The sequence below is a fragment of the Rhodanobacter sp. A1T4 genome (assembly GCF_014207185.1).
GTDB lineage: Bacteria > Pseudomonadota > Gammaproteobacteria > Xanthomonadales > Rhodanobacteraceae > Rhodanobacter.
In genome coordinates, this window is record NZ_JACHCP010000003.1 from 194,162 (window position 1) to 207,475 (window position 13,314).

At 60.1% G+C, this 13,314-nt stretch carries 11 protein-coding genes; 6 read left to right on the forward strand and 5 right to left on the reverse strand.

The window, feature by feature from the left end:
• The first annotated feature begins 100 nt into the window (after positions 1-100).
• Positions 101-571 (forward strand): DUF1456 family protein, encoded by a 471-nt coding sequence (locus HDE80_RS07185; RefSeq protein ID WP_184669309.1) that lies wholly within the window; start codon positions 101-103, stop codon positions 569-571.
• 117 nt (positions 572-688) lie between these two features.
• Here the strand turns inward: HDE80_RS07185 and HDE80_RS07190 are convergent, their stop codons facing one another.
• Positions 689-1,603 (reverse strand): prohibitin family protein, encoded by a 915-nt coding sequence (locus HDE80_RS07190; RefSeq protein WP_184602389.1) that lies wholly within the window; start codon positions 1,601-1,603, stop codon positions 689-691.
• 368 nt (positions 1,604-1,971) lie between these two features.
• On the opposite strand from HDE80_RS07190, the gene HDE80_RS07195 reads away from it, so the two are divergent.
• Positions 1,972-2,328, forward strand: a complete 357-nt coding sequence (locus HDE80_RS07195; RefSeq protein ID WP_184602388.1) for a response regulator — start codon at positions 1,972-1,974, stop codon at positions 2,326-2,328.
• Positions 2,329-2,371: 43 nt separating this feature from the next.
• Here HDE80_RS07195 and HDE80_RS07200 read toward each other — a convergent pair whose 3' ends face one another.
• Positions 2,372-2,920: a VOC family protein gene (locus HDE80_RS07200; protein WP_184669311.1), complete on the reverse strand. Its 549-nt coding sequence runs from the start codon at positions 2,918-2,920 to the stop codon at positions 2,372-2,374.
• 174 nt (positions 2,921-3,094) lie between these two features.
• Between HDE80_RS07200 and HDE80_RS07205 the strand changes: the two genes are divergently transcribed.
• Positions 3,095-3,829: a YdcF family protein gene (locus tag HDE80_RS07205; protein ID WP_255483622.1), complete on the forward strand. Its 735-nt coding sequence runs from the start codon at positions 3,095-3,097 to the stop codon at positions 3,827-3,829.
• Positions 3,830-3,859: 30 nt separating this feature from the next.
• Here HDE80_RS07205 and HDE80_RS07210 read toward each other — a convergent pair whose 3' ends face one another.
• Positions 3,860-5,290: an aldehyde dehydrogenase family protein gene (locus tag HDE80_RS07210; RefSeq protein ID WP_184669316.1), complete on the reverse strand. Its 1,431-nt coding sequence runs from the start codon at positions 5,288-5,290 to the stop codon at positions 3,860-3,862.
• A gap of 169 nt (positions 5,291-5,459) precedes the next feature.
• Here HDE80_RS07210 and HDE80_RS07215 point away from each other — a divergent pair, with 169 nt between their 5' ends.
• Both HDE80_RS07215 and HDE80_RS07220 read left to right on the forward strand, forming a co-directional pair.
• On the forward strand, positions 5,460-6,230 hold the full coding sequence (locus HDE80_RS07215) for a slipin family protein (protein ID WP_184669318.1): 771 nt from the start codon (positions 5,460-5,462) through the stop codon (positions 6,228-6,230).
• A 97-nt stretch (positions 6,231-6,327) separates the two neighbouring features.
• A complete protein-coding gene (locus tag HDE80_RS07220) occupies positions 6,328-8,235 on the forward strand; it encodes a CocE/NonD family hydrolase (RefSeq protein ID WP_184669321.1) in 1,908 nt (635 codons plus the stop codon).
• A 92-nt stretch (positions 8,236-8,327) separates the two neighbouring features.
• On the opposite strand, the gene xseA is transcribed toward HDE80_RS07220, so the two are convergent.
• Both xseA and HDE80_RS07230 read right to left on the reverse strand, forming a co-directional pair.
• The gene (xseA, locus tag HDE80_RS07225; RefSeq protein WP_184669324.1) at positions 8,328-9,674 is read right to left on the reverse strand and encodes an exodeoxyribonuclease VII large subunit; all 1,347 of its coding nucleotides are present in this window, start codon (positions 9,672-9,674) and stop codon (positions 8,328-8,330) included.
• Positions 9,675-9,785: 111 nt separating this feature from the next.
• Positions 9,786-11,249, reverse strand: a complete 1,464-nt coding sequence (locus HDE80_RS07230; protein WP_184669325.1) for a phospholipase D-like domain-containing protein — start codon at positions 11,247-11,249, stop codon at positions 9,786-9,788.
• A 101-nt stretch (positions 11,250-11,350) separates the two neighbouring features.
• On the opposite strand from HDE80_RS07230, the gene HDE80_RS07235 reads away from it, so the two are divergent.
• Positions 11,351-13,312, forward strand: coding sequence for an acetyl-CoA hydrolase/transferase C-terminal domain-containing protein (locus HDE80_RS07235; RefSeq protein ID WP_184669327.1), 1,962 nt, complete (start codon positions 11,351-11,353; stop codon positions 13,310-13,312).
• Positions 13,313-13,314 lie beyond the last annotated feature (2 nt).

Genomic DNA, 13,314 nt, shown 5'->3' on the forward strand with positions numbered 1-13,314 from the left:
CCTCCGGTGGTGTGCTAGATGAAACGCAGCCACGGCGAAAAAGGGGTTGAGGGTGCAAGGCGCGGTAGCATGTCGACTTTGGCGACACCATCGGAACGACATGATCAACAACGACGTACTGCGCAGCATCCGCTACATGCTCGACCTCAGCGATGGCAAGGTGGTGGAAATCACCAAACTCGCCGATGCGAATTTCCCAATCGAGAAAGAGGATGTGCAGGCATTTTTGAAAAAGGACGAGGACGCCGGCTACGTGGAGTGCAGCAACAGCGTGCTGGCGCACTTCCTCGATGGTTTGGTGGTGCAGCGCCGCGGCCGCGACGAAAGCCTGCCGCCGCGGCCGGTGGAAAAGCGCGTCACCAACAATGTGGTGCTGAAGAAACTGCGCGTGGCCTTCGAGCTGAAAGATGTGGACATGCACCAGATCCTCGCCGACGCAGGCTTTCCGATTTCCAAGCCGGAACTCAGCGCGCTGTTTCGCCAGCCTGACCACAAGAATTTCAGGCTGTGCGGGGATCAGCTGCTGCGGAATTTTTTGAAGGGGCTGACATTGCGGGTGCGTGGCAGCTAATGGTTGTACGTCGGATAGATATACAATTGGTGTTAGCGCTTTGACAAAAATGCGCCTCCCTGTTTTGCACAAGGAGGTGCGGATCGGTTGATTGAAGTAGGGATCAGTCGGTTCCGACTACTTCCCTGCATCCCCACTCTTCAGATCAATCATCGGTATCGAGCCGGAGCCGACGACTTGTGGCAGGATGCCGTTCCAGCGTTGCATGCCGTAGAAGTGGACGTAGTCGGGGTTGGTTTTCAGGGCGTTGCCGACGGTCGCAATGGCCTTGGCTTGGGCATCGGCTTGCAGCACGGTGGACTGTGCTTCGCCGGTGGCGCGTTCGACGGAGGCCTGGGCCTCGGCGGAGGCGGTAACGGTTTTCTGCTGGCCTTCGAATTTCTTTTGCGCGACGGTGTTTTCGGCCTGCACGGCAAGGTTCTTCGCACGTACCGCTTCTTCGATGGACTGATCGAACACCGGCGAGTAGTGGATGCCAGTGAGCTGCACATCGATGGTGTCGACGCCGAACAGTCGCTGCAAGGCCTCGCTGACGTCCTTGCGCATCTGCAGCGTGATCTGCGCGCGCTGATCGGAGATGGTCAGCGTGTTGTACTGAGCGAAGGCAGCCAGCGCGCGATCGCGAACAACCGGCAGAATGGTGCCGTCGATATCGAAGTTGCCGGCACGGCCGACGTGGTAAAGCAGGTTCATCACCGCCGCACTGGGGATCTGGTAGATGATGCTGAGGTCGATGGTGACTTTCTGGTTGTCGTTGGTATAGACGTCCAAAGCGTTGAGTGTGTAGACCGAGCGGCTGGTCTGGATACGATCCACATTTTCGAAGAACGGTACTTTGAAGTGCATGCCGGTGGTCAGCGGTGCAGTAGTCATCGGCGTACCGCCGAGCCAGCGCGTACCTGCCTCTTCGCTGGGCGAGATGACGAAAACGCTATTCAAAAAAACCGCGATGACGACAACAGGAACGAGAATCTTCCAGGCGGTGAATTTTCCAGTGAGACCGGTGCCGCCGTTCAGCAGTAGATTTTTCATGTGACTTTCCATTCCCCTGAGTGTCGCCGGCGTTGATCGCAGCGAGGATGTGGAGCGTACACCTCGGCCGATGGCGGTAGCTACAGGCGGTTTGCTGAAACGGGCTTGGTGCGACAAAGGCGGTAGTTAGCCGTTTTTCGGATCTAACCCAGAGGTGGATCCCGACGCCGGATCGCGCAACTTATTCGCCCTCCGAGGTCGTGCTTATTCTCGGACCGATCAGAAATTCGCTCAATCCGTTATGAATCACGGCCTGGCCATTCACTGATGCGACACAGGCCCGTCACTGATGGAAAGCCATTCTGCAGCCACTCAGGTTGCTTTGTTTTCGAGGCGCATGAAGTCCCGCACTGGTCAGGAGATGGTTTATGGGTTACAGGCCTCACGTTCTAATGGTTGAAGACGAGATGTTTATCGCGATGGTGCTGGAAGACGTCCTGTCTGACGCGGGTTATCAGGTGCATGGCGTGTCCAGCGTGGCCGAAGGACTGAAGGTTTCACAGCGCGAGGACTTCGATGCGGCAATTCTTGACGTCAACTTGGGCAAAGAGCTTGTGTTTCCGCTGGCTGAGCAGCTGCGAGAGCAAGGTGTGCCGTTTGTATTCGCCTCCGGTTACAGCAAGGATGAAATCCCGGAAGATTTTCACAACTACGACATGCTGCTGAAACCATACGACTCGAAGACCATGCTGAATGCTGTCGCGACACTGTTGCGGGCACGGTAGAGAGCCTCAAAATTAGATGCTTCGCCTCGGCCTTTGAGCCCTTCTATTGCACCGCCACCCTGGACGCAGGTGTTGTGGTCTGCAGTAAATCATCGGCTTTCATGCGGCTGACCAACTGCAACCGCTGGCCCCAAGGTGTAAAAAAGCTCACGGCGATCTTGCCTGCATCCGGCCCAGTAGTCAGACGGGTAGGCGATCCGATCAGTTGAACGTGATTGGCGCGCAGCCAAGCAGCAACGCTGGTGGCATCATCCGTATCGAGCGTCAGACCTTGTGGTAGGGCACTGGCATGCTGCGTGTGCCCAGAAGCCTGGGTGATTTCAACGGTGGTCTCGCGACCACAGGCCATCAGCGCAGCCTGTGCCGTCAGGGCCTGGCTGTCGTCGCTTATCACGCTGCAATTCATGACATCACGAAAAAAGACCACAGCCTGGTTCACGTTGGGGACTTGCACTGCAACGTAGTCGTCTCCCTCCGACGCGGCTTGGGAAACTCCGGGTAGCGCAGCAATGGCGAAAAATAAGGCGGTTAGCAGATGTAGCAGAGGTTTGTTCACGACGGGCGTCCGGTTTGATGCGACCAACGTGGTCACGACAGGTCACCCGTTCAATAGGTCATTCGTCACCGCTGTGTTTCCTGCAAAGAACGATTCAGCCAATCGGTAGGGCGTCCTGAAGACGCTGGCCAGCGGGCTGCGTTACGCTGGACACATTCGCCATTAGATACCGGTGTCATGACGCTAAGCCTGTTCGGAGTGCTTGTTCTTTTGTCAGCAGCAGCCAGCTGGGCGCGTAGGCATTTGCTGGCGCGCAGTATTGCTTTTTTTACAGTGGTGCTTTTTCTGGCGATAGCCTGTGGCCCGGTGACGGCCTGGCTGCTCGATAACCTGCAGCAGAACTACGCGACGACGCCTTTCGTGCAATGGTCATCGCGCAACGCCATCGTGCTTCTCACCGCTGGCACCACCCGGATCAGCGATGGTGATCCGCTGCAGCCGACACTATTTGCCAACGGCCGCATCATTCAAGCGGCTGTGCTTTATCGCAACTGTAAATCGACCGGCAAACAGTGCCTGGTGCTGGTCAGCGGTGGTGATCCGCAGCATCACGGCATGGCCGAATCGACGGTTTACGCCGGCGTGTTATCCAAGCTGGGCGTGTCGCCGCAGGATATCCAGGCCGAAACGCTCAGTAGAAATACTTTCGAGAACGCCCGCTACAGCCGGAGTCTGATGCTTGCCTACGATCCGCAAACGCTGGTGCTGGTGACATCGGGCATTCATTTGCGTCGTAGCCTGATCTATTTCGAGCATTTCAGCATGCAGCCGATCCCCGTCAGAGGCGATCAAGTCGAGGCGACATGGGCGTTTTGGCCACAGGCGTTCAATCTTGGACTTTTCGACGTTGCCCTGCATGAATACATCGGCATCGCGCAGTATCACGTCTACGAAGCGCTGGGATGGAACACGATGCCCGTGGCAAAGCCCACCGGCCACGCATAAGCAGCCGATGGTGGGAGTAACAATGCGCGGTCAGCGTTCGCGCATCACCATCAACCGCAGCTCGGTCATATCCTCGATCGCGTAACGCACACCTTCGCGGCCCAGGCCCGAGAGTTTTACGCCGCCGTACGGCATGTTGTCGACGCGAAAGCTGGGGATGTCATTGACCACCACGCCGCCTTGTTCCAGTTCGTTCCACGCGCGCATGGCGTGCTCCAGGCTGTCGGTGAAAATGCCGGCCTGCAGTCCGAAGTCCGAGTCGTTGACCATCGCAATGGCGTCGTCGAACTTGCTGAAACGGGCGAGCAGGGCGAATGGGCCGAAGGCTTCCATCCGGTTGGCCTTGGCATCGGCCGGCACGTTCTCCATCAGCGTGGCGTCGAGCATGTTGCCGTTGCGCTTGCCGCCGCACAGCAGCTTGCCGCCGGTCTTGCGCGCCTCTTCGATCCAGCCGTGCAGGCGTTCTGCCGCGGCCACGTCGATCATCGGGCCGAGAAAGGTTTCCTTCAATTTTGGATCGCCAGCCTTAAGCTTTTTCACGGCGGTAACCAGCTTCTTTTTCAGCGTGTCGTAGATGGCGTCATGCACGTAGATTCGCTGCACGCCGATGCAACTCTGGCCGGACTGGTAGAACGCACCGAATACCAGCCGCTCGACCACGTAGTCGAGCTTCGGGCCTTGGTCAGCATCGACGATGCAGGCCGCGTTGCCACCAAGTTCCAGCGTCACTTTTTTGTGGCCAGCGCGCGCCTTGAGATCCCAGCCGATCTGGCCGCCGGTGAAGGACAGCAGCTTGAAGCGTTCGTCTTCGACCAGCGGATCGGCATGTTTGCCGTCCAGTGTGAGGATCGAGAACGCACCTTTCGGCAGATCGGTCTCGGCCAGTACTTCACCAATGATCAGTGCGCCAATCGGCGTTTTTTCCGAGGGCTTCAGTACAAACGGGCAGCCGGCGCCGATGGCCGGCGCCACTTTGTGCGCGACCAGGTTCAGCGGAAAATTGAATGGACTGATCAGCGAAACAGGACCCAGAGGCACGCGACGGGTATAGCCGTGGTAACCGTCCAGACGGCTGGCCAGCTCAAGGTTCAGCGTTTTGCCATTGGTGCGCACAGATTCCTCAGCGGCGATCTGAAATGTCTCGATCAGTCGGGTCACTTCGCCCGCCGAATCCTTGATCGGTTTGCCGGCTTCGATGCACAGCGCTTCAGCCAGCTCGTCGCGACGTTCCGCAAAGCGCCTGGCGCAATGCTGCAAAACCGCCTGCCGCGCCCACGGTTTGAAATCGCGCATCGGCTTGGTCGCTTTCACGGCAGCGACGATCGCCTTTTCAGTCGCTTTGGCATCCGGCACGGCAACGCGGGTGGCGACCTTGCCGGTGTACTTGTCCAGCACTTCCAAGTCGGTGTTCGGCTGCTGCGGCTGGTTGGCGAGGTAGTAGGGGTAGGTTTTCTTGAGCATGGCGGGGAGTCCTGCGAGCTGTAATTCTCCAAGCATAGAAGAGCGGCATGTTCAGCGATTGTGAGATGCAGTGAATCCGCTTGAGTCGCCGCTGGTGCAAGGCGCTGGCCCGACTGGGCAGGCGTACAATGATCTCCTGCAACTTCCTCATGTCGTGGGTGCAACGTCCATGTCCGTTCTGATACCGATTGTCTTTATCGCGTTTCTGCTTATTTCCGGTCTTCGTGTATTGCAGCAGTATCAGCGCGGTCTGGTGTTCCGGCTCGGCAAGTACGAGACCACCAAAGGCCCGGGTCTGACCTGGATCATTCCGGTCATTGATCGCATGCTGATGATCGACATGCGCGTGGTCACCCAGGACATCGAGCCGCAGGAGACCATGACCAATGACAACGTGCCGGTGAAGGTGCGTGCGGTGGTCTGGTACAAGGTGATCAACCCCGAACGGGCAATCGTTGAGGTAGCCAATTTCGAGGATGCCGTGCGTCAGACCGCGCTCACCAGCCTGCGCAGCGTGATGGGCCAGCACTCGCTGGACGAATTGCTGAAGGAACAGGAGAAGCTCTCGAGCATGCTGGGCGACATCATCGACAAGGTCACCGAACCATGGGGCGTGATGGTTGATCGTGTGCAGATCAAGGATGTGGAAATTCCGCAATCCATGCAGCGTGCCATGGCGCAGGAAGCCGAAGCGCATCGCGAAAAGCGCGCCCGCATCATCAAGGCCGAAGCCGAGCACGACGCCGCGCTCAAGCTCACCGAAGCGGCCGCCAAGATGGCGCATATGCCGATGGCGATGGAACTGCGCCGTATGCAGATGCTGACCGAAGTCGGCGCCGAGCAGAACACAATGACCATCGTGATGATGCCGTCGGAGTTTGTCAGTGCAGCGAGTGCGCTCGTGCGGTTGGCGGATAAGGCTTCGGCTAGCTCGGATTGAGGGAGTCGGTGGGCAATCGATCCGTCGATCGTGTTTTTCACAAGGTGTTTACGTGGAGTTTGAGGTGGCCCCATTTGAGAGCAAAGCAACTATTCCAATGAGCTCGTTCCGTGTCTTGTGTCGAAAAATCGTTCTGGTATCAGTATGGCTCGCCGGTGCCGGAATCTCCGTTGCGATAGCTGCGCCGCCCGCCACGACCGATGGCAACTATCCACAGGCGCTGCATCAGACGGACGTGATGGTGCCAATGCGTGATGGGTTGAAACTGGCAACGGATATCTATCGTCCTGCTATCGGTGGAACCCCTGTTTCCACGCCACTGCCGGTACTGCTGCACCGCACTCCCTACGATAAAGAAGAGCCCGCCACGATCGCGATCGCCGAGCAGCTGGCCAAGCATGGTTACGTAGTAGTTCTGCAAGATATGCGCGGCCGGCATCACTCGCAGGGTGTCTTCTCCAAGTACTACGCCGTCGATGCCTATGATGGCTACGACACCATCGAGTGGGCCGGCAAGCAGGCCTTCAGTGATGGCAAGGTGGGCATGTATGGCACCTCGTACGCCGCCCATACCCAGGCCGATGCGTCCAAGCTCAACCCGCCGCATTTGCGCACGCTGGTGCTGAATATGGGCGGCATGTCGAATGCCTGGGACCACTCGGTACGCAACGATGGCGCCTTTGAACTGGGCCGGCAGTTGTCCTGGGCCTGGGAGCAGATCATCGAGGACAGCAAGGATCCGGTGACCCGCGCATGGCTGGAAAAAGAAAAACTGGATGACTGGTATACCGCATTGCCTATACGCAAGGGTCTGAGTCCGCTGGCCAGCGCACCCAATTACGAGGCCTATTATCTGGACGAGGCCACCCATGCTGACGACGATGCCTATTGGCATAGCATCGGCATGGGCTGGGAGCCGTATTACAAGCAGACGGCAGATGTGCCGATGCTGCATATCGGTGGCTGGTACGACATCTATCTGCGCGGCACGATCGAAAACTGGCAGCAGCTCTCCAAGTTCAAGAAATCGCCCGAGCGCCTGCTGATCGGACCATGGACTCACCATGGCGACATTCACAGTTATGCCGGCGACGTCGATTTCGGACCCGCCGCCGCGATTACCGATTTCGATGTCGGTTTCCACGAGCGCTGGTTCGACTATTACCTGAAGGATATGACGACGTCGGTGGCTATGCAGGCGCCGGTGCACTTTTTTGTGATGGGCACCGGCGATGGCCATAAAGATGCCCATGGCCGGCTGGAGCATGGTGGTTATTGGCGCGATGCCAGGCAATGGCCACCCGCCGACACCCAGCAACTGAAGTTCTACCTGCATGCCGATGGCAGCCTGTCGAACCAGCAGCCGCAGGGCAACGAAACAGCATCCACGACCTATACCTTTGATCCATCTCATCCAGTGCCGACGATTGGTGGCGGTGTCTCCAAGCGCTTGTCCGACGGCGCCTATGATCAGCGTGAGCGGCCGGATATGCCGGGCTCGCGTCCGCCATACCTGCCGCTGAGTTCGCGCTCGGACGTGGTGGTCTTCGAGACTGCACCACTGGATCATGACGTGACAGTCATGGGGCCGGTACAGATCCATCTGTTTGGCGCATCGACGGGCACGGATACCGACTTCACGGCCAAGCTGGTGGATGTCTATCCACCCAGCGCGGATTACCCCGCCGGTTTTGCGATGAACCTGACCGATGGCATTCGCCGGGCACGCTATCGCGATGGCCTGAAGCAGGGTGAGTTGATCGTGCCGGGCAAGGTGTACGGCTTCGATATCAACCCCTACGACACCGCCAACGTATTCAAGAAAGGACACCGGATCCGGCTGGATATTTCCAGCAGCAACTTCCCGCGTTTTGACGTGAATCCGAATACGGGTGAACCGTTGGGCCTGAATCGGCGGGTGCTGGTGGTCAACAACACGATCTTCCACAGCAACCATTATCCTTCCTGGCTGAGCCTCTGGGTGCAGTCGGGGACTCAACCTTGAATTATTCGGTCTCTCAGAGTCGCGAAAAGGTTCGTCACAACGCGAATCTCTTCAGTAAATCGCTTCCAGATTGCGATCTTGACTTGCATCGATCAATCCTCTGAAACCCTGACCCGCAACTCACCGTCGGCCAGCCTTGCGGTCAATCGTTCGTCCTGTTTTGTTGCCGTCACCGAACGCAGTACACGCCCAGTTTCGTCAAACAGGATCGCGTAACCCCGATCCAGTGTGGCCAGCGGACTCACCGCATGGAGCGCGCGACCGGTATGGCGGATGGATGTCTGCTTGCGTTCGAGCGTCAGTGCGATCGCGCGGCGCAAGCGCTGATCCTGTTCGGCCAGTCGCCGTGCAAGCAATGGCAGTCGCGTGCGCGGATGTTGGGCGAGCAGGCGATTGTGCAGGCGTTCGAGTCGCGTCTCGCGTTGCTGGCTTTGTTCGCGCAGCACACCGGTGAGGCGGCGCTGCAAGTGGATCAGACGTTCGCGGTCGCGGGCGAGTCGGGCCTGCGGTCGCTGCGCCTGCAGACGTGCGAACAGATGATCGACGCGCTGCGAGTGTGCCTGCAGCTTGCGCTGTTGCAGGGTCAGCAGGCGCTGCTGCAGTTGTTGCAGGTGCCGGATGGTTGCCACGGCATCGGGCACCAGTAGTTCGGCGGCGGCTGACGGCGTCGGTGCGCGCAGATCGGCGACGAAGTCGGCGATGCTGAAATCGATTTCGTGGCCGACAGCGGAAACGACCGGTACGGCGCTGGTGTGGATGGCGCGGGCGACAGCCTCGTCGTTGAACGCCCACAGATCCTCGAGCGAGCCGCCGCCGCGGGTCAGCAGCAGCACATCGTAGCGTCCGCTGGCCGAGGCCTTGTTGAGCATTTTGACGATCGCTGGTGGGGCTTCGCGGCCCTGCACGGGTACCGGCAGCACCTCGACATCGGCCAGTGGCCATCGTCGCGACAGCACGCTGAGCACGTCGCGCACGGCAGCGCCGGTGGCCGAGGTGATTACGCCGATGCGCTTGGCATAGCGGGGTAGTGGGCGCTTGCGTGCCTGCGCGAACAGTCCCTCGGCATCGAGCCGCGCCTTGAGCTGTTCGAACTCGCGTTGCAGTGCGCCTTCGCCGGCAGGCTCCATCGATTCGGCAACCAGCTGGAATTCGCCGCGTGGCTCGTACAGGCCGACCTTGGCGTGCAGCAGCACCTGCATGCCGTCCACCGGGCGAAAGCGCAGCGATGCGCTCTTTGGTTTGAACATCGCGCAGCGCACCTGGGCGCCGCTGTCCTTCAGGGTGAAATACAAATGCCCCGAGGCGGGCTTTGCCACATTGGACAGTTCACCCTCGATCCACACGAACGGAAACACGTCGCCCAGCAGGTCGCGAACCAGCCGGTTGAGCGTGCTGGGGGTCAGAATCGATCGGGTGGGTGTGTCGTTGGGCGCAGACATGGGAGGGCGAGCCTAGCATGGGTGATGTCACCCAGCTGTACGAAAATAGCCATCGGGTGCAGTTTTTACCGACGCGGCAAGCGGCATTGCAGCGATGCCATCGGCTCCGGATCAGTCGTCGTCAGTGGCTTGTGCATTGCGCAGCTGGCGCTTGCGCAGTCGCCAGCTGCGAATCGCGAGATTCAGCGCAAACCATGCAGCGAACAGTGCGAAAGGCCACGCGACCGACGCAGGCCAGAGAATGGCCACGATAGTCAGCGCAACCAGGGCGAGCGTGCCGATCAGCATTGGGCCGATCGAGACATCGCCGAGCACGCGACGATTGGTCAGTACCGCGCTCATGCTGTTGGCGATGCGCAGTGCGCCGACGGCAGCGCGGCTGGAGCTGCCGCCGGCATGGCGGACGCGTGGTGGTCGTGTTTCGCTGCTGCGCACTTTTTCGGTCGTGCGATGACGGCGCTTGCGCGGTACCAGCACGATCTCGGTCGCATTTTCCAGGTCGCGCTCGTATTGCGCGGTGAGCTGGCCGGCGAAGCCTTCGTCCTCTACCGCTACGTCGATTTCGTGATTGCCCAGCCAGCTGGCGATATTGAGGTTGGACGAGCCGACGCGCGCCCATTGGCCATCAGCCACCGCCGTCTTGGCGTGCAGCATCGAGCCATTCCACTCGAATACGCGGATACCGGCTTTCAGTAGCGGTCGGTAGCCCGCGCGCGACATGCCGGCGACCGCCGGAATATCGCTGCTGCCTGGCACCAGCAGGCGTACGTCCACGCCGTCGCGCGCGGCCGAGATCAGGGCCTGCACATACGGCGACACGCCGACAAAGTACGCATCGGTGAGCCAAAGCGTTTTGCTGGCCATGGCGGCAATCAATTGATCGAGCCGATACATGCTGGCGCTGGCCGGTTGCGTGGCGATTACCCGCACATCGGTCGAGCCGGCTGGTTCTGCAGGTTCCAAGGGCTCGGAAAACTCGGGCAGGGCCGCGCCCATGCCACTCCAGCTTTGCGCAAACGCTGCCTCGATCTCGGTTACCGCCGGGCCGCGTATCGCCACGCCGGTATCGCGCCACGGCGGCACGTTGCGCGAGGCATTGCCCAGCCATTTCGCGCTGATGCATACGCCGGAGAGAAAACCGTGTACGCCGTCGATCACCAGCAGTTTGCGATGGTCGCGGCTGATCCAGCCGAACGGCTCGCCCAGCTGCGGCGGGTTGAACACGCGCACATTGCCGCCGGCGGCACGTAGCGGTTGCCAGAACGCGCTGCGCGATTGTCCGAGGCAGCCGACCCAATCGGTAATCACCGCCACCAGCACGCCGGCCTGGGCGCGTTCGATCAGCGCATCACGAAATTCACGGCCGACTTCGTCATCGCAAATGATGTAGTTCTCCAGCAGTACCCGATGCTGCGCGCCGCGGATGGCCTTGAGCCAGATGGCGTAATGCACGGGTGCGTCGATCAGCAGCTCGACAGCATTACCGCTGATCAGCGGCGCGCCGGCGGCACGGCTAAGCGCCTGCTGTGCGAGCAGGCGATGAATAGGGGAGGCGATCAATGGTTTTGCAGGCATGCGATGAGTCTAGGTCATGGTTCGTCAAGGTGCCGACACCTCGCACACTCGATTCTTTCGCATCGCTATATTTGTCGACCTGATCTGGCATCATCCTGCGCATGCCGATCCAGCACCGACTGAGCAACACTGAAGCGTGCGCGAAGCAGATTGCCGATCACGTTGGCGTCGATCTGCGCATGGCTGCGCCGCTGGGTCTGGGCAAGCCGCATGGGTTGCTCAACGCGTTGTATCGGCTGACAGCGGATGACGCCAGCCGCTCGATGCGCTTGTTTACGGCACTGTCCCTGACGCGACCGCAGCCAAAGCCGGGACTTGAGGCGCGTTTTCTCAAGCCATTTCTGCAGCGGCACTTTGGCGCTGATCAAGTCGATCCGCAGTACGCACTGGATCAGGCCCGTGACGCGCTGCCGTCGAACATCGAGGTGCACGAGTTCTACATGCAGTCGGGTGCGTTGCTGCATTCCGGCGCAGCGCAGCGCAACTACATCAGCCAGAACTATACCCACGTGGCGCGAGATCTGGCGCTGCAGGACATCAACGTGTTGGTGCAGCTGGTGGCGCGGCGGGAAGGCTCTGACGGCGTGCATTACAGCCTGTCGTGCAATCCGGATCTCACGCTCGATCTACTCCGGCAGATCGAAGCTGCCGGGAAGCCACGGCCTTTGTGTGTGGCAGTGGTGCATCCGGATCTTCCGTACATGGGCGGCATGGCCGAAGTGGTTGAAGATTTTTTCGATCTTGAGCTGCGTCCCGATGCTTCGCCGCGGCTTTTCGCCTTGCCGCGTCTGCCGGTCGATACCGCCGAATACGCCCTCGGCCTGCATGCCAGCGCGTTGGTGAAAGACGGTGGCTGCCTGCAGATCGGCATCGGTGCGCTGTCCGATGCGCTGGTCAAAGGGTTGTTATTGCGGCAGCAGGAAAATGCCCAGTGGCAGCGCGCGTTGGCGGCACTGGATACGACGGGCAATACGCAGGCGATAGCCGAACGCGTCGGTGGGCTGGCGCCATTCGAACAAGGTTTGTACGGCGCCAGCGAAATGGTGCTCGATGGCTTCATGCACCTGCAGCGCGCTGGCGTACTCAAGCGTCGCAGCTGGGACAATCTGGCGCTGGAGCGTGCCTCCGCCAGCGGCAGGTTGAACCCGGCGACACCGGGTGGCCATTATCTGCGTGGCGCGTTTTTTCTCGGCACGCGTGAACTCTACGACTGGCTCGCCGCGACCGAGGCGGCCGATCCGGACGCGATCGACATGTGTCCGGTTTCCAACGTCAATCATCTGTACGGCGATCATCAGGCGCTGGCGACACTGCAGCGGCGCGGTGCACGTTTCTTCAACACCTGCATGATGGCCACGTTGCTCGGCGCGGCGGTGTCCGACACGCTCGACGATGGCGGCGTGGTCAGCGGTGTGGGCGGCCAGTACAACTTCGTGGCGATGGCGCACGAATTGCCGGACGGTCGCTCGGCACTGCTGCTGCGCGCGACCCGCAAAGTGCGCGGCGGCATCGACAGCAACATCCGCTGGAACTACGGCCAGGCTACGATTCCGCGTCATCTGCGTGATCTGTACATTACCGAATACGGCGTGGCCGACCTGCGCGGCAAGAGTGACAGCGAATGCATCGAGGCGATGCTGTCGATCAGCGACGCGCGTTTTCTGGAAGCGCTGTGTGCTGAGGCGAAATCGCACGGCAAGCTGGCCAGGGACTTTGTGATTCCCGACATCTGGCGACGTCATACACCGGAGTATTTACATGAGGCGCTGGCGCCGTTTCAGCAGAAAGGCTTGCTGCCGAAGTTTCCGTTCGGCAGCGATTTCACCGAGACCGAACAGCTGCTGCTGAGCGCGCTGACGTGGTTGCAGTCAGCGCAAGCGACATGGCGCGGCAAGTGGCAACTGTTGCGCGCGGCGGTGAATCCGGGCGCACCCGTATACGAAGAGCTGGCGGCGCTGGTGCGGATGAATCTGGAACATCCGCAGACCTTGGCCGAACGTATTGAGCGGCGTCTGCTGCTCGTCGCACTCCGCCGAAAAACGTCGAGCGGCCAGACCGGATAATC